The following is a 16,903-nucleotide window of genomic DNA, read 5'->3' as shown; positions in this document are numbered from 1 at the left end:
TCAACTGTGGGAGCGGGCAAGCCCGCACACATTGATCCAGTCCAGTCTGTAAGTTTTCTTGAATTTTCCAGGAGTTTCCAATGGCGAAGAAACCCAAGGCTGCCACCTTTATCAAAGACCCGCTCTGGTACAAGGACGCGGTGATTTACCAGGTTCACGTCAAATCCTATTTCGACTCCAATAACGACGGCATCGGGGATTTCCCCGGGCTGATCGCCAAACTCGACTACATCGCCGACCTGGGCGTGAACACCATCTGGCTGCTGCCGTTCTACCCTTCGCCACGCCGTGACGACGGCTATGACATTGCCGAATACCGTGGTGTGCACAGCGACTACGGGACCATGGCCGACGCCAAGCGTTTTATCGCCGAGGCGCACAAGCGCGGGCTGCGGGTGATTACGGAGCTGGTGATCAACCACACCTCGGACCAGCATCCGTGGTTCCAGCGCGCGCGCAAGGCCAAGCCTGGCTCCAGTGCCCGGGACTTCTACGTGTGGTCCGATGACGACCAGAAATACGACGGCACCCGCATCATTTTCCTCGACACCGAAAAGTCCAACTGGACCTGGGACCCGGTCGCCGGCCAGTACTTCTGGCACCGCTTCTATTCCCACCAGCCGGACCTCAACTTCGACAACCCGCAAGTCATGAAGGCCGTGCTGTCGGTGATGCGCTACTGGCTGGACATGGGCATCGACGGCCTTCGCCTGGACGCGATTCCTTACCTGATCGAGCGCGACGGCACCAACAACGAAAACCTTCCCGAAACCCACGATGTGCTCAAGCAGATCCGTGCCGAAATCGACGCCAACTACCCCGACCGCATGCTGCTGGCCGAAGCCAACCAATGGCCGGAAGATACCCAGCTGTACTTTGGCGACCAGAAGGGCGACGACGGCGACGAATGCCATATGGCCTTCCATTTCCCGCTGATGCCGCGTATGTACATGGCCCTGGCCCAGGAAGATCGCTTCCCGATCACCGATATTCTGCGCCAGACCCCGGAAATTCCCGCGAACTGCCAATGGGCGATTTTCCTGCGCAACCATGATGAGCTGACCCTGGAAATGGTCACCGACAAGGAGCGCGATTACCTGTGGAACTACTACGCCGCCGATCGCCGCGCGCGCATCAACCTGGGGATTCGCCGACGCCTGGCGCCCTTGATGGAGCGCGACCGCCGCCGCATCGAGCTGCTCAACAGCCTGTTGCTGTCCATGCCTGGCACACCGACCCTGTATTACGGTGATGAAATTGGCATGGGCGACAATATCTACCTGGGCGACCGCGACGGCGTACGCACGCCGATGCAATGGTCCATCGACCGTAACGGTGGTTTTTCCCGCGCCGACCCGGCCAGCCTGGTACTGCCGCCGATCATGGACCCGCTCTACGGCTACCAGTCGGTCAACGTCGAAACCCAGGCCCAGGACCCCCATTCCCTCCTGAACTGGACGCGGCGCATGCTGGCGATCCGCAAGCAGTCCAAGGCGTTCGGGCGCGGCACCCTGAAAATGCTCTCGCCGAGCAACCGCCGGATCCTCGCTTACACCCGCGAGTACACCGGCGTCGACGGCAAACAGGAAATCATCCTGTGTGTGGCCAACGTGTCGCGTACCGCCCAGGCGGCGGAGTTGGACCTGTCGGCCTTTGCCGGCATGGTTCCGGTGGAAATGCTCGGCGGCAATGCCTTCCCGCCCATCGGTCAGCTGAATTTCCTGCTGACACTGGCACCCTACGGCTTCTATTGGTTTGTGTTGGCCGCGGAAAACCAGATGCCCAGCTGGCATGTGGAGCCGGCCCAGAGTCTGCCGGACTTCACCACCCTGGTCTTGAAAAAACGCCTCGAAGAATTGCTCGAAGCGCCGTGCCGCACCACTCTGGAGCAGACTTCACTGCCCAGCTGGCTGGCCAATCGGCGTTGGTTCGCCAATAAGGACTCAACCATCGACCGCGTGCATATCGCCTATGGCGTGCGCTTTGGCGATGCCCAGCATCCGGTGCTGCTCAGTGAGATTGAAGTGACCAGCGGCGGGCAGACCAGCCGTTATCAGTTGCCCTTCGGCCTGCTGGGCGAAGATCAGTTCAGCAGCGCCTTGCCGCAGCAACTGGCCCTGGCACGGGTACGCCGGGTGCGCCAGGTGGGCCTGATCACCGATGCGTTCAGCCTCGACAGCTTCATCCGCGCGGTGATCGAGGGCCTGCGCGCCGAGACCGTGCTTACCAGCAGCGATGGGGAGATCCGTTTCGAGCCGACCCCACAATTGCCCGACTTGCCCCTGGGCGACCAGTTGCAAGTGCGCTACCTGGCGGCCGAGCAGTCCAACAGTTCGGTGGTGGTCGGCGAAAGCCTGGTGCTGAAGTTGATCCGCAAGGTCAGCACCGGGATTCATCCGGAACTGGAAATGGGCGCCTACCTGACCGCCGCCGGCTACGCGCATATCTCGCCGTTGCTGGGTTCGGTGATCCGCCGCGATGCCGAAGGCCAGGACAACCTGCTGATGATTGCCCAGGGCTATCTCAGCAACCAGGGCGATGCCTGGGGCTGGACCCAGAACAACCTGGAACGGGCGATTCGCGATGAATTGGCCGAAGCGATTTCCGAACAGGAACAACACTACAACGCCCTCGGCGAACTGGCGGATTTCGCCGGGCTGCTCGGGCAACGGCTGGGGGAAATGCACAACGTGCTGGCCGCGCCAACCACCAACCCGGACTTCCAGCCCGAAGTCACTACCGTCAAGGACAGCCAGGGCTGGGCCAAGCAGGTGGGCGCGCAGATCGAGCGTGCATTGCAACTGCTCAAACAGCATCAAAACCAATTGAACCCCGCCGACCAGGGGTTGGTCACTCAACTGCTGGCACAGAAAAAGGCGATTGCCAGCCATGTGCAGGCCTTGGCAAAAGCCACGATGGGCGGCTTGCGCATCCGGGTCCATGGGGATTTGCACCTGGGCCAGGTCCTGGTGGTCAAGGGCGATGCCTATCTGATCGACTTCGAGGGCGAGCCCGCGCGGCCGTTGCACGAGCGCCGAGGCAAGCACAGCCCGTACAAGGACGTCAGCGGCGTACTGCGTTCGTTCGACTACGCCGCCGCCATGGCCCTGAATGTGCAAGGGCAAGGGCTGGATCACTCGGCCGATACCGATGCCTCGCGCCAACGCGTGGTAGATCGCTACCTGACTGAAGCGCGCCAGGCATTTATCCAGGCGTATCAACAGGCTACGTCTACACTGGCGCATGACTGGCAGGATGCCAAAGGAGCAGAAGCGGCTCTCGCATTGTTCAGCCTGGAGAAGGCGGCGTATGAAGTGGCCTACGAGGCAGAGAACCGCCCGACCTGGCTGGCAGTGCCATTGCGCGGATTGCACGGGTTGCTGGACGGGCGTTAAAGGCGTACGTCAAAACAAAGCAGATCGAATGTAGGAGTTGTCGAGCTGTCGCCAGGCTACGATGGCGGCGTTAGCTGACACTGCGCCAGCGCTGGCAAGCCAGCTCCCACATTTGATCCTTAGTGTCACAAGCGGTGGGAGAAATCATGAGCTTTACACATAAAGAACCGCTGCAATCGAAATTCGCGGTCATGCCGGCACCCAAGGATATTGAAGCCCTGGTGCGCGCCGAACATCCGGATCCGTTTGCGCTCCTCGGCCCCCACGACGATGAGCAGGGCGGCCAGGTTATCCGCGCATTCCTGCCTGAGGCCTTGAGTGTCGAGGTGCTGGCCCGTGACAGCGGCGACGGGCTTGGCAGCCTGGATGCCACCCCGGTTCCCGGCTTGTTTATCGGGCATTTCTCTACACGCCAAAGCTACCTGCTGAAGATCCAGTGGGCCGGCGGCGAGCAAATCACCGAAGACCCCTACAGCTTCGGCCAGTTGCTCGGGGAAATGGACCTGTACCTGTTTGCCGAAGGCAATCACCGCGAGTTGAGCAATTGCCTGGGCGCCCAAGTGACGAGCGTCGATGGTATCCAGGGCGTGCGCTTTGCCGTGTGGGCGCCGAATGCCCGGCGGGTCTCGGTGGTGGGCGACTTCAATATCTGGGACGGGCGCCGCCACCCGATGCGTCTGCGGCATCCCGCCGGGGTCTGGGAAATCTTTATCCCGCGCCTGCAACCGGGCGCGGCCTACAAATACGAAATTCTCGGCGCCACCGGGATCCTGCCGCTCAAGGCCGATCCCATGGCCCTGGCCACCCAGTTACCGCCCGACACGGCGTCGAAGGTCGCCGCGCCATTGCAAGTGGCGTGGTCGGACGAAGCCTGGATGCAGACCCGGGGCGAACGCCAGGCGCCGAGTGCGCCCCTGTCAATCTACGAACTGCACGTCGGTTCCTGGCAATGCGAGCTGGACGAGTTGGGCGAAGTGTCGCGCCAATACGGCTGGCGCGAGTTGGGGGAGCGGCTGATTCCCTATGTGCAGCAACTGGGTTTCACCCATATCGAACTGATGCCGATCATGGAGCATCCGTTCGGTGGTTCCTGGGGTTACCAGCCGTTGTCGCAATTTGCACCCAGCGCACGCTTTGGTTCGCCCGACGAGTTTGGCGCGTTCGTCAACGCCTGCCATCAGGCGGATATCGGCATCATTCTCGACTGGGTGCCGGCGCATTTTCCTACCGATACCCATGGCCTGGCCCAGTTCGACGGCACCGCGCTGTACGAATACGGCAACCCGCTGGAAGGCTTTCATCAGGACTGGGACACGCTGATCTACAACCTGGGGCGTACCGAGGTCCATGGTTTTATGCTGGCGTCGGCATTGCACTGGCTCAAGCACTTCCATATTGATGGCCTGCGGGTGGATGCGGTGGCGTCGATGCTGTATCGCGACTACTCACGCAAGGCCGGGGAGTGGGTGCCTAACCGCCACGGAGGGCGCGAGAACCTCGAAGCCATTGAGTTCCTGCGCCACCTCAACGATGTAGTGGCCCTGGAAGCTCCCGGCGCCCTGGTAATCGCCGAGGAATCCACCGCCTGGCCTGGCGTCAGCCAGCCGACCCAGCAGGGCGGCCTGGGGTTCAACTACAAGTGGAACATGGGCTGGATGCACGATTCGCTGCATTACATCCAGCAGGACCCGGTGTACCGCGCCCATCATCACAATGAGCTGAGTTTCGGCCTGGTGTATGCCTGGTCCGAGCGTTTTGTGCTGCCGATCTCCCATGATGAGGTGGTGCATGGCAAACACTCGCTGATCGACAAAATGCCCGGCGACAGGTGGCAAAAATTCGCCAACCTGCGGGCCTACCTGAGCTTTATGTGGATGCATCCGGGCAAGAAGCTGCTGTTTATGGGCTGCGAGTTTGGTCAATGGCGTGAGTGGAACCACGACCAGCAACTGGATTGGTACCTGCTGCAGTACCCGGAACACCGGGGTGTGCAGAAACTGGTGGGCGACCTCAATCGCCTGTACCGCGAAGAGCCGGCCCTGCACGAGCAAGACGACGCACCGCAAGGCTTCCAGTGGTTGATTGGCGACGATGCAATCAACAGCGTCTATGCCTGGCTGCGCTGGAGCAAGGACGGCAAGCCGGTGCTGGTGGTGGCCAACTTCACCCCTGTGCCCCGCGAGGCGTACAAGGTGGGGGTACCGTTTGCCGGCAGTTGGAAGGAGGTGATCAATAGCGATGCCGACACCTATTCCGGTTCCAACTACGGCAACGGCGGTGAAGTGTTCACCCTCGCCGAGCCGCACCATGGGCAGCCGGTGTCGCTGGCGTTGAATCTGCCGCCACTGGGGGTACTGATTCTGCGCCGGGAGTAAAGGCGCGCCGCATGGCCATCGTGGCTTGACCACGATGGCCTGACCAACGCTGTTACCAAACCGTCTGGAACATTTTCTTACGTGTGCGCCACACAAGGATGTCAGCGATCAGGCGCAGTTTCCCAGTCCCCCTTCGTTTCGTCGCTGTGCCTGTGTATCACTGCCAGAGACGAACCATCATGACGCCTGTCCACCTCAACACACGATTTGCGCCTGCTGCTCCCACCTTGTCACGCTCCGACACGCCACCACCCAGCGAAGGCAGTGCCGGCCTGACGCTGGTGCAACCGCCTGCGCTAGCGACTCCCTCACACCAGGTGCACGTGCGGGGAAAGCTCGGTGATCTGGACGAAATACTGCGGGTGCTGCACGCGCTGCAAACCCCGAATGCCGTCGTCAATAAAAGCTTGTTTCTCAACAAAGACTCGCCGCTGATACCCGCCAATGGCTCGACCCAACCGGGGACCAATCGGCTGGATAACATGCTCGCGTTTTACGGGATAGTGCCCTCCAACCCCAAGACACCGGAGCAGGTGCAAGCGGCGATTGACGCTGCGCAAGATGCGCGTAGCGAAATCAGCCTGGGCCTGGGTGATCCGTCCAGTGACATGGATGGCTTGCTGGACAAGCGCAATGAGCCCGCTATCCAGACCTGGGTTGCCGAGCAAGAGGCCAAGTACAAAAAACCGTTGCTCAGCCAGCTGACCGAAGACCTCCCGCCCCAGGCCCTGAAAAAAGCCCAGGGCACGCCGGCCGCCGTGCTGGAGCTGATACTCAAATCGCCCAAGGCCAATGAACGGGTTCAGCAGTTGTTAAAAACCCTGGGCGGGGCCGAGTTCCCCCTCGATGGCGTCATAACGCCCGAAGTCAAGGTCAAGCTGTTGCTCAAGTCCCTTGCCTTGAGCCTGGACCCGCTGCAGACGCGCAAACCCGGGCAGGTTGCCGGCTTTAATCTGGCCTCGAGTGACCAGTGGGGCCAAAGCTACCCGTCGATAAAGTCCGCGTTCAGGAACCACCTGGTCGATTCAAGGCAGCTTTCCGGGGATCAGGCCCATCTGGCGGCCTATATTCTGCAACCCCTGTTCCCGCCCGACTTTGCCGTGCGTGATACGCCAGCGGATCTACCTTACCGAGGGTCGGCGGTGTGGGTGAACTTCCAGCAAGGCGTCAGTCTGGCTGAAACGATCGCGCCGGGCTCGTCGCGGCGCATGGGCTTTCAACAACTGGTCGATCTGCCTGGCAAGCTCAGCGAGCAAGCTACAACGGACGGTGAGTGGGCGCTCATAACCTCGACCCGTACCCCGGCGGTTCTGGCGTGGGCGGTGACGCAAGGGGTGCTCCCACAGAAGGAAAGCTATTCGCAGGAAGATATAAATAAGGCAGCCACTGCACTGGACGCCCATATCGATAGCGTGGTCGCGGCAACCCAACAGATGGCGGCCGATGTGCCGATGCGCAAAGACTATTTCGAACGGATGCAGAAGGGCACTTCCCGGACCGAGGTGCTGAGCCTGATCAGTCCTGTTTTTGCTCTGTACAGGCACATGAGTGGTGAGAAAATCACCCCCTCGGACGTCAACTATCAATACCCTGTTTATGATGAAGGCCAGTTCCAGGGGGCGTTTGACAAATACCTGGCCGATACCAAGGTCGCCTACGGAACGCTTGTCCGCAGCCAGTTGACCCAGTTGCCGCTAAAGGACCGCGAGGCGATTGAACGGGGTGACGTAACGCTGTATGCCCTGCGGACAAAACCCGGCAGCCCCAATGAAACCGCCGAGGAGAAAAAGGCCGCTGTCACACGCCCGGCGTTTATTCTCAAAGCCAAATACAAGGGCGAGACAAGCTACTACGAAGTGAATCCGGTCAAGGGTATCGCCCGGCGGCGCGACGACTTGAAGCCGATCCTGGAGTCCTACAACCCCACCGATAAACGCTATGGCAAGGATTTCATTTCAATTGACCATTCCGCTGAGGGTGAGCCTTCTGAAGAGCTGGTAGTCCGCCACACCCGCCCCGACAGCAGGGCCGAGTTCAAGCAACAGTGGACGGATTACAAGGCCGGCAAAGGCCCCAAACCCAAGAGCTTTTCCATCGTGGTACCGCAACAGCTCGCGCACTTTTCAGCGGCGAGCAATCCATCGACAGGTGCGGTGCCGCACACCCTGGCGTCCGAACGCTCAGTGGAGATCGCCAAGGCCATTACCACGGATCTGTTTTATGTCGATGAAACCACGCTCAAGCAGTGGGCGGAGTCGGACCCGGCCCGGGAAAGCGCGGCCCATAAAAACGACGACGCCTTTTGGGATCGGGTCAAAGGCGTCGGTCAGATGGTTGTTCCGTTCTGGAGTGGCATCGAAAACCTGGTCAAAGGCAATACCAAGGAGGGCATCAAGGATCTGGTGGTCGACGGCCTGCTGACCTTCGCCGGGCCGGCGGGCAAGTTTGCCGCGGGCTCGGTGCGCCTCCTGTCCACGGCCGGCAAGATTGGCGTAAGGGCACTGCTGCCAAAATTTCTGCCCCTGGTGAAGAAGTTCGCGGTTTCCGTGGCGCACAATCTCAACCCGCTTGACCCGGTGATGCCCGCGATCAATGGCTTGGGGGGCAGGCTCATGAAGTCTGGGCGCGCGGGCCTGAGCAATCTTCAGGCCGGTATTGCCAAGGTCAAGCAATCCGGCTTCCTTAAACTGCCCGGCAGAGGCCGCTACGACATTACCCCGAAGATCCCCCTGACCCCCAGGCCCGTCGCGCAGGGCCTGACCTTGCGGGTCCCCGAAGGCCTCTCCAGTGACCAGGTCCGAGTCCTGCATCGGCACACGTACAGCGACCTGGTTATCGGTGATGATGTCTATCGCTATAACCCGAAAAAGCCCGACAGCCTGATCAAACTGGGCGGCCCGGAGGATACCGAGCCGCTTGAAGGTTTGGTGATGAGCTGTGGCGGCGGGGGCCGGCGATCCAAGCGGGACCTGAATGACCTGTGCTACACCAAACAGATCGAGCCAGGAGGCACGCCGGTCTTTCAGGACGCACAAGCACTCGAGCATCGCCGACTGATCCCGCGGGCCGGCCCAGGAAAAGGGCCGCGCACGGTCATCCATGAGCACCGTCGTTACCGCGTCAATGAGGCGGGCAACCAGGAGCTGCTACCGATGGCGAGTGTAGGACCTGTGACCTACAAACCTCGCACGACCGGCAGCGTGGTCAACGAAGCGGATTTTGGCTATGACGATTTTGGTGTGCCCCGGGCGATCAACCAGGAAACGGTGGTGGTCAAGATGGATGCGATCAGCGACCTGAGTAATGACCAGCGTGTCATCAGGGGGGTCAAGGTCAACCATAATGGCCACCAGTACGTGGTGGTCGAGGCTGATACTGGCGTGCACTATTACGCTGAGCTGACAGGCAACGGGCAACTGGATTTTCACCGGATGACCCGCAGTGATGCGCTGGATGTCGAATTCATCAAGTTCTACGACCAATACAAGGATATCTACGGTTTCGCGGCGCAGGGGCTCCCGGACAATCAGTTGGTGGTACTGCCCAGCCTGGAGACGCTGATCAAGAAAATCGTCGCCGACGAGCCTATGTCACCTGCCGAAATCAACCACCTTGCCAGCGTACTGCAGGGTCTGTCCCCCGAGAAACAACGCGAAGTCCTGATGGCGGTGTACGCATCGGGAAACAACCCCGGACATGTGGTAGTGGCGGCCAAACCGATCCGCCTGGCGCCGATCAACAAGCCTGCTGACTTCGCCCAGTTGCCGGCTGAACAACAGAACCGCGTGTATGCAGAAGGTGCGAGAAAAGCGGTAGACGAGCAGTTTCAGGCCACGGGCATTCGCTCAGCCAATCAACAGGTGCCCGGGCTTGCCGGTGAGGCCACGCGCAACGCCACGGCCACAGAAGTGGTGGGTTGGCTGTACACCCGCACGGGGGCGCCCAATTATTCCGAAATGGTCCTGAAGACCGGCGCCGGCAATTGTGACCAGATGGCCAAGGTCGCCGTTGATACGATCAATGCCAGTGGCGGCAATGCCCGTATCGCGCAAGTCAAAGGACATACCTTCGCGGTCGTCGGCGGGCCCCCGGGCCAGCCCCGCAGTAAAGGGTTTGTGGGGCCGGAGTGGGATCAGGCATGGGTCGTCGACCCCTGGGCCGGTATCACCTGCCGGGCGGCAGACTACCCGGCCCAGTTCAAGGCGCGGATGCAGGAGTGGAGCCAGTCTGGCAGACGCATCCTGATCAGCGATGGAGGAACGCCGCCGCGCTCGGTGTGGAGCGACCCCATGGACCCACGCTGGATAAGCGCCACCGTCGATGGTGAAGCCCAGGTGTTCCAATAATCCGTTGCGCTAAAACTCCATCCTGAGGCCCAGGGTGCCCTTGCGCCCATCCAGTGCATTGCTGTCGAGGTTGCGCGCATAACCCACCTCGCCATACACGCTGACACTGCTGGAAACCTGCAGCGTGGCGCCGGCACTCAGGTCCAGGGTGGTGGATTTCTGCTCGGTATCAATGTCCGTGGCGTCATTGAATCGCACACGATGGGTCCCGGATGCACCGTGCCAGAGGTTGGTGCGGATATAGGGCTGGACTGGCATCGCGGCCAGGGTATAGCTGCCGCGCAATCGGGCCCCGAGCCGGGTGGTGATGGCGGTGTCCGCGGAAAACCCGACCTTGGACACCCCATCATTCTGGCTATCGAGCCTGGTTTTATTGGCGATCAGTTGCACCTGCGGCTCCAACACCCAGTGTTGCCCGACCTGCAGCGGTATGCCGGCTTCTACCGAGCCCAGCACATCGTGACCTTTGGTCTTGAGCTTGAGCCCCCGATCGGATTCGCTGCTGCCATTGAGGCGGGTGCCCATCAGCACCACATCGACGTACCAGCCATACGGGTCGAGCAACGTCCAATACAGGCCCAGGCTGTCGCCGCGTAATGTGGTGTTGCCAGCATCCAGGTGCTGCCATCCGCGGTTGAACCCATCGACATTACCCCTCAGGCGGCTATGCCCGACGAAGAAGCCCAGCCGCTGGGTCTGGCCATTGCCAGTGGTCCAGGCATGGACATCGCTGCCCACCTGGAAGCCGCTGACCGAACCGTCCAACCGTGGGTTGACCGTGCCGGCGTAGGTCTGGCGGCTACTGCTGCCGTAAACCCGGCCCCAGCCTGCCGGGAATGAGCCGGTGGCGGTCTGGCGACTCTGATCGCCCATGCGTTCGTGGTAGGTCCCGAGCATGGCCCGGACGGTCTGCTGCGCCGCCGGAAACAGCGTCGAATACACCGGTACCTCGGGGCGGTAGATCGGGATCGGCGGTTCACCGGGCACCGGCGTTGGCAAGTCAACCGGCGTGCCTTCGCCAGGCACCGGCAACGGCACCGGGGGCTGCTCCGGCTCGGGCAGGGGAGGCGCGACAATGGCTGAGCGCAGGTACCACTGTTGTTCGGAACCGGCACTGACACCGCCCTTGAACAGGAAGTACTCAAAGGCCCCGGCGGACACCGAACCGCCTGCCAGGCTGAAGGCCCGGTCGCTGCCCGTCGCACCGTTGCGCGCTTCGACCACCTGGATGCCGTTGCTCAAGGTCTCGGCGCCGGCCCCGCCCAGATTGCTGACGTTGAGGGTCGTGGTGCCCAGTAGAGAGCCCTGGTTCACCACCAGTTTGTCACTGGCGGCACCATCGCCGGCCAACACACTTTGCAGCGCCATCTGCCCGTTGTTGCCGGTGTAGGTGCCATTTACCGTCAGGCTGTCGGTGGCGCCGGTACTGCCGGTTGTCATGTCGATCAGGCCGCTGTTGTTGAGGCTTGCCAACTGGCCGGCCGTGAATGGGCTGATGGCCCCCTGGCTGACCAGCAGCACACTGCTGCCGTCGATATTCAAGCTGCCGGTACCGCTGCCGCTATCCCCCAGTTTGAAATCCTGCGCCAAGGTAAAGCGCGAGCCGTTGTCCAGGTTGACCGTTTCCCAGTTGACGTAGCGTTCTGCGGTGGCTGCCTGGGTGTTATCGAAGACCAGGGTGTCGGTGCCCACGCCGCCATCGACCAGGGGCGTGGAAGAGAGCAGGGCCTGTGTCAGGTTTTGCAGCAATGCCCTGTCGTTATCCGCGCCCATATTGACCGCTGAATTGATCGTGCCTGCCCCGATCCAGTTGAACTGATCGTTGCCGAAGCTCATCAGCACCTGCCCATTGACCACGCCGCCGGTCAGGGTGAACAGGTCGTCGCCACCGCTGACACTGACGTTGCCGCCGATATACCCCCCGGAAACAGCGATGGTGTCCAAGCCAAAGCCAGTCACCAGGTTGCCGTTGATCCGCCCGCCGAGCAGGGTGTAGAAGTTGTTGTCGAGCTTCATATCCACCCGGCCGATGGTGCCGGCGGATTGGGTGGCCACGTCGCCATCCTCGAATGCCCCGACGATCTCGCCACCGCTCATATAGAACGTATCGCGGCCATCGCCCTGGGCCACGCTGGCCACGCGCCCGCCGCTTTGCGCATAGTTGTCGATGCCGTTGCCCTGATTGATCGCGCCCACGGTGCCGCCGCTGATCTGCACCGTGTCGGCACCATCGCCCTGGGTCACTGCACCCACCACCGCATTGAGGTCCGCGCGGAAAATATTCGCGCCATTGCCCATGTTCAAGGCGCCCATGCTGCCTGACTGGGTTTCCACCTGATCATGGCCGTCGCCAAACGTGACAGTGCCGGTGATCGCGCCATTACCACCGCTGGGAAGACTGAGGGTGTTATTGCCATTGAGGTCGGTAAAACCGGGTGCTGTGCCACTGTCGCAGAGGGTGGTGTCGTCACCCGCAGTGATCACCGGGGTACAGGCCGCATAGGTAGCTGGCGGGAAGGTCCCCATCAGGGCCGCGCTGGTTAGCCAGGCGCCCAGGTACCGCCGCACATATCGCCGTGTGCTCATGATCTATCCTCGCTCGATGGAAGATGACGTCCCGCCGCCCCCAAGGGCAGGCACGGTCCGGACCATGACAACGCAAAAAAGCACGATAACGATAAGGGACAACCGGTTTCCTGTTTCGTAAAACATCGCCAATGCAAGGGGTTGGCATGGCTATCTCGACTGCACCTGAACCTGTGCAGTGCTGGTTCCACGTTAGCAACCGCCGGGAAGGGCCGCCACTGTCAGAATTAACAGGTATAGACCTGTGTCACAGGAACACGATCTCATAGGGCTCACGCATACGCTCCAGCAACACCGGTGGCAGCATGGGCGCCAGGCCGATCAGCGGGTCGCCGAGCAACTGACTGGCGTAGGCGTGGGCGGCATGGCGTTTGCGCGCCACGCTCCAGGTGTCGAGGCGCACCTTGCGCGCGCACTGCCAGGGCATGCGCCCGGCTTCGCGGGCGGGCCAGTGCCAGGCCCAGATCGGCAACTCCAGCAGGCGCGCGCCCGTCAGCGCACAGGCGATGGCGGTGGCACGACCAACCGCATCGTGGTCGTCATTGCCATCATTGCGCCAAGTGGTAAACACCACATCGCCGGGTTGCAGGTAACGCGCAATAAACTGGCTCAAGGGCTGTTCGTGGGCGGCCAGGGCGTTGTCGCAAAAGCCACCACGGATCCATTTCAGGCTGTGCAAGGGCAAGCCCAGGCGGCGCAGGGCCTCGACACTTTCCTGGGGCCGGAACACGCTCAGGCGTTGCGCCGACCATTGGTTGGAGCCCGGATGGCTGGCACTGCCGTCGGTGATCGAGATCAACTTCAGAGGGTAGTCCAGGGCACTGAACAGCTGCAGCAAACCGCCGCAGGCCAGCACTTCGTCCCCAGGATGCGGAGCAACTACCACCACGCGTGAGCCTGGGGGCACCAGCAGAGAAGGGCTGATGGTCGGGATTTGCGCCAGCTGAGGCGCACTGTTCCAGATTTGCGCCGGCACGCGGCGCCCGTCGTGCAGGGGGGCGGGTTTGATCAATGTCACGTCCTTGTCCGTTTGATGCAGGTCGTATCCCGTTGACGGGTCGACTCTCCTTTTTGTCGCGCAGGCGCCAGGCCCGTACGGCACGCTGGCGTTCCGAATCCTGGATTGCCATACCTGAGTATTGTTCATTGGCGGGGATTCGTCGCGCTCCGGCCGGGTAAAATCGTATTTATTTCAGGAAGGCTGCATCAGCCCCTTCAAATAGTCGCCAAATCCGCCTTGCGCACGGCACTCCAGGCGCGCACTGGTAATGACCTGGGGCGCGTGGCTCCAGGCAATGGTTGCGCCGCAACGCTCCAACTGGCGTACCAGTTGCACATCTTCATGACAGGGCAGGGGCTCGAACCCGCCAGCCCGCACATAGGCGCCAGCGCTGACCCCCAGATTGGCCCCATGGATGTGCCGATGCCCGTCACAGGCCTGGTAGGACTGGTGATAGCGGATCTGCGCCGCCTGGTCGAAACCATCGCTCCAGGCGTCCACCGTGACGGTGCCGCACACCGCATCCACGCCCAGCGCCAGTTGCGCCACCAGCCAATCGGTGGCAACACGACTGTCGGCATCGGTACAGGAGATCCAGCGGGCGCCATTGTTAAGCAGGTGCCGAGCGCCCATGCCCCGCACCTGGCCGACATTGCGCGCCTCGACGCTCAGGCTGTGTACGCCGAACGTCTCGGCAATGGCCGCACTGCGGTCGGTACAACTGTCGAGCACCACCAGTATCTGCACTTCTTCACCGAGCAACCCGGGATGGCTGGCGGCGATCAACGCGGCCTTCAGACATTCAGGCAGCAGCGCCTCTTCGTTATGCACCGGGATCAGAATGCCGATCATCGCAAGCCCTCGAGATGGGCGACCGAGGCGCTTTCGCGAGACCACAGGTCGAGTAGGAAATCACTGTCAGCCACCTGCGCCAGGCGGGACATACCCAGGCGTTGGTGCAACACCTGGTGGACCTGTTCCGCAGTTTGCGGGCAACCGTCGATAGCCGGGCGCCAGTGACAGGCCAGGACCTGGCCATCGTCGGTCAGCGCGGCCAGGATCTGCTCGACGAGCAGGCACAGGTCGTCATGGTCGAGGTAATAGCACCACTCGCTCAGCACGATCAGTTCGAACCTGCCGCCCGGCCATTGGGCAGGCAAGCGACGTTGCTCGACCTGGGCATGGGCGAACCCTTGCAGGCGCGCTTGCGCCAGGCTCACTGCGGCAGCGGCGGTGTCGCAGCACAGCAGACGCGCGCAACGTGGCGCCAGTTCGGCGCTCAACTCGCCATTGGCGCAGCCGGGTTCGAAAATCGAGGCATAGCGGGGCTTGGTCAGCAGTCCCAGGGTCAAGGCGCGCTTGCGCTGCTCGTACCAGCGCTGGCGGAAGGCCCAGGGATCGTCATTATCCACAAACAATTGGTCGAAGTAAGCCGTGGCCACACTCATACAAACACCACTTCAAAAGGTTGTAACAGCCGCTCCAGCACGTGGGGCGGCAAGACGGGCGGCAAGTCGATCTGGGGGTCGCCTTCCAGCTGGCTGGTGAAGGCGTGCAGGGCATGACGCTTGCGCGCGACGACGGCGGGCGCCAGGGCAATCTTGCGTGCGCGCTGCCACGGCACCCGTGGGTCTTCGGGGGTTGCCCAATGCCACGTCCACACCGGCAGTTCAATCAAGCGCGCACCGACCGCCAAGGCCGCCTGGGCACTGGCGCGGCCTACCGCTTCGTGGTCGCAATGCCCGTCTTCGCGCCAGGTGGTGAACACCACATCGTCCGGTTGCAGGTGCCGCTGGATAAATTCAGTCAGCGCCGATTCCCGGGCCTGCACCTGACTGTCGCTAAAACCGCCGCGCAGCCAGGTCAGGCGTTGCTGATGCCAGCCCAGGCGCTGCAAGGCCTCGGCCGACTCCTGCGGGCGCACCTCGCGCAAACGCTGCTGCGGCCAACGGGGCGAGCCGGGGTGGCTGGCACAGCCATCCGTCACCGAGATCAGCAGCAGTTCGCGGCCCAGCGCGGCCAAGCCTTGCAACAGGCCGCCGCAGCCGAGCACTTCATCATCCGGATGGGGCGCGATTATCACGGCGCGGCAACCATCAGGCACCAATTGCGCCACATTGACCTCGGGCAGGCCGGCGACCCGGGCTGAACCTTGCCAGGCCCGCAGCGGGGTGCCCTGGCCGACAATGGGGTTGGCTTTCATAATTGCCACGTCCCTCCGGACTGGATCGCCACCTGCTTGCCAAGGGCCGCCAGGTCACGCTCGGCATGGCTTTGGCGCAAGTACACCGGCAAGTCGGCCATCAGCCGGGCGAAGTGTTCATCCTTGCAGTAAGGCCCGGCGCCCAAAGCCCGGCCTGTGTGATGGATGACCTGGTTGGCCGCCGCCTCAATCACCGCCCGCGCGCGGCGTGCCAGCAGTTGGGCATTGGCCTGGGGCTGATCGTCGATTTGCCGCGCAGCCGTGCGCAGCACCGTAGCGGCCGCGTACAAGGCCATGTCCACCGCGCCCAGATGCGCCAGCGCATGGGGCTCTTCGCGTTGGTCGCAGTGTTCACGCAGGGCCTCGGCCAAGCGCTGCGCCGCGCCGTACCAACAGGCGGCAATACCAACCCCGCCGTGCCAGAAGCCGGGGCGTTGCAGGTAATCCCCTGGGGCGCCTACGGCCAGCGCCACGGCGTTCTCGAACGTCACATCGACACTCGCGCAAGCGCCCATGCCCACGGCGTTCCAGCCTTCGGCGGTCACAGTTACCCCCGGCTGGTCCATTGACACCGCGACCAACTGCTGGCGCTCCTGCGCATCCCAGGCGGTCAATAACCCGTGGCTGACCACCCCGGCCCCGGAACACCAGGCCTTGCGGCCATGCAGCAGGTACTGCGAGCCCTCACGCCTGACCTGCACCCGTGCCGTCGGCGGTTCGGCGGCCCACATGCCCCAGGTGCTGCCCGCCGGCGGCGCCGCGCTGTTGAGGTCGGCCATGATTGCCAGCGCGTCGGTGTGCCCTTCGAACAGCTTGCACAGGCTCAGGTTGTGCCCGGCCACCTGGGCCAGCAGGCTGAAGCGCAGCAGGGTCTGCCCGCCACCCGGCAATGGCAATTGATCCAGGCCAGCCGCCACCATGGCGCTCAGGGTCTGACCAAGGCCCTCGGTATCGGCCAGACCCTTACGATTGCGTTGCAGGAACCCGTGTAAATCCAT

Annotated in this window: 9 protein-coding genes; 3 read left to right on the top strand and 6 right to left on the bottom strand. The window is 62.4% G+C overall.

Annotated elements, in window-relative coordinates:
• Positions 1-80 precede the first annotated feature (80 nt).
• From treS to JFT44_RS11830, 3 genes are all read left to right on the top strand, one after another.
• The gene (treS, locus tag JFT44_RS11840) at positions 81-3,395 is read left to right on the top strand and encodes a maltose alpha-D-glucosyltransferase (protein ID WP_057959471.1); all 3,315 of its coding nucleotides are present in this window, start codon (positions 81-83) and stop codon (positions 3,393-3,395) included.
• 146 nt (positions 3,396-3,541) lie between these two features.
• Positions 3,542-5,770 carry a 1,4-alpha-glucan branching protein GlgB gene (gene glgB / locus JFT44_RS11835; protein ID WP_198830707.1) on the top strand — a complete coding sequence of 743 codons (2,229 nt, stop codon included), beginning with the start codon at positions 3,542-3,544 and terminating at the stop codon, positions 5,768-5,770.
• A gap of 608 nt (positions 5,771-6,378) precedes the next feature.
• On the top strand, positions 6,379-10,116 hold the full coding sequence (locus JFT44_RS11830; RefSeq protein WP_198830706.1) for a hypothetical protein: 3,738 nt from the start codon (positions 6,379-6,381) through the stop codon (positions 10,114-10,116).
• Between the two features lie 9 nt (positions 10,117-10,125).
• Here the strand turns inward: JFT44_RS11830 and JFT44_RS11825 are convergent, their stop codons facing one another.
• The 6 genes from JFT44_RS11825 to JFT44_RS11800 form a co-directional block, all read right to left on the bottom strand.
• Positions 10,126-12,702, bottom strand: coding sequence for an autotransporter outer membrane beta-barrel domain-containing protein (locus JFT44_RS11825; RefSeq protein WP_186625402.1), 2,577 nt, complete (start codon positions 12,700-12,702; stop codon positions 10,126-10,128).
• A gap of 247 nt (positions 12,703-12,949) precedes the next feature.
• Positions 12,950-13,711 (bottom strand): PIG-L deacetylase family protein, encoded by a 762-nt coding sequence (locus JFT44_RS11820; protein ID WP_057959509.1) that lies wholly within the window; start codon positions 13,709-13,711, stop codon positions 12,950-12,952.
• A 183-nt stretch (positions 13,712-13,894) separates the two neighbouring features.
• Positions 13,895-14,554, bottom strand: a complete 660-nt coding sequence (locus JFT44_RS11815) for a glycosyltransferase family 2 protein (RefSeq protein ID WP_057436603.1) — start codon at positions 14,552-14,554, stop codon at positions 13,895-13,897.
• Entirely contained in the window at positions 14,551-15,150 is a 600-nt protein-coding gene (locus JFT44_RS11810; protein ID WP_057959475.1) for an SAM-dependent methyltransferase, read from the bottom strand. Before JFT44_RS11810 ends, JFT44_RS11815 begins: the two co-directional genes overlap by 4 nt.
• On the bottom strand, positions 15,147-15,905 hold the full coding sequence (locus JFT44_RS11805; protein ID WP_057959476.1) for a PIG-L deacetylase family protein: 759 nt from the start codon (positions 15,903-15,905) through the stop codon (positions 15,147-15,149). The genes JFT44_RS11810 and JFT44_RS11805 overlap by 4 nt, the downstream gene beginning before the upstream one ends.
• Entirely contained in the window at positions 15,902-16,903 is a 1,002-nt protein-coding gene (locus JFT44_RS11800; RefSeq protein ID WP_057959477.1) for an acyl-CoA dehydrogenase family protein, read from the bottom strand. The genes JFT44_RS11805 and JFT44_RS11800 overlap by 4 nt, the downstream gene beginning before the upstream one ends.

Origin of the sequence: Pseudomonas sp. MF5691, assembly GCF_016405645.1 — a bacterium.
In the GTDB taxonomy this organism is placed as follows: domain Bacteria; phylum Pseudomonadota; class Gammaproteobacteria; order Pseudomonadales; family Pseudomonadaceae; genus Aquipseudomonas; species Aquipseudomonas shahriarae.
The sequence above is the reverse complement of the archived record's forward strand: the minus strand, read 5'-3'. Positions and strand labels throughout refer to the sequence as shown.

Coding starts and splice junctions, on each gene's coding strand:
- JFT44_RS11805 (WP_057959476.1), bottom strand. CDS start 15,905: ATGAAAGCCAACCCCATTGTCGGCCAGGGCACCCCGCTGCGGGCCTGG.
- JFT44_RS11800 (WP_057959477.1), bottom strand. CDS start 16,903: ATGGATTTACACGGGTTCCTGCAACGCAATCGTAAGGGTCTGGCCGAT.
- JFT44_RS11810 (WP_057959475.1), bottom strand. CDS start 15,150: ATGAGTGTGGCCACGGCTTACTTCGACCAATTGTTTGTGGATAATGAC.
- JFT44_RS11815 (WP_057436603.1), bottom strand. CDS start 14,554: ATGATCGGCATTCTGATCCCGGTGCATAACGAAGAGGCGCTGCTGCCT.
- JFT44_RS11825 (WP_186625402.1), bottom strand. CDS start 12,702: ATGAGCACACGGCGATATGTGCGGCGGTACCTGGGCGCCTGGCTAACC.
- JFT44_RS11830 (WP_198830706.1), top strand. CDS start 6,379: ATGGATGGCTTGCTGGACAAGCGCAATGAGCCCGCTATCCAGACCTGG.
- treS (WP_057959471.1), top strand. CDS start 81: ATGGCGAAGAAACCCAAGGCTGCCACCTTTATCAAAGACCCGCTCTGG.
- glgB (WP_198830707.1), top strand. CDS start 3,542: ATGAGCTTTACACATAAAGAACCGCTGCAATCGAAATTCGCGGTCATG.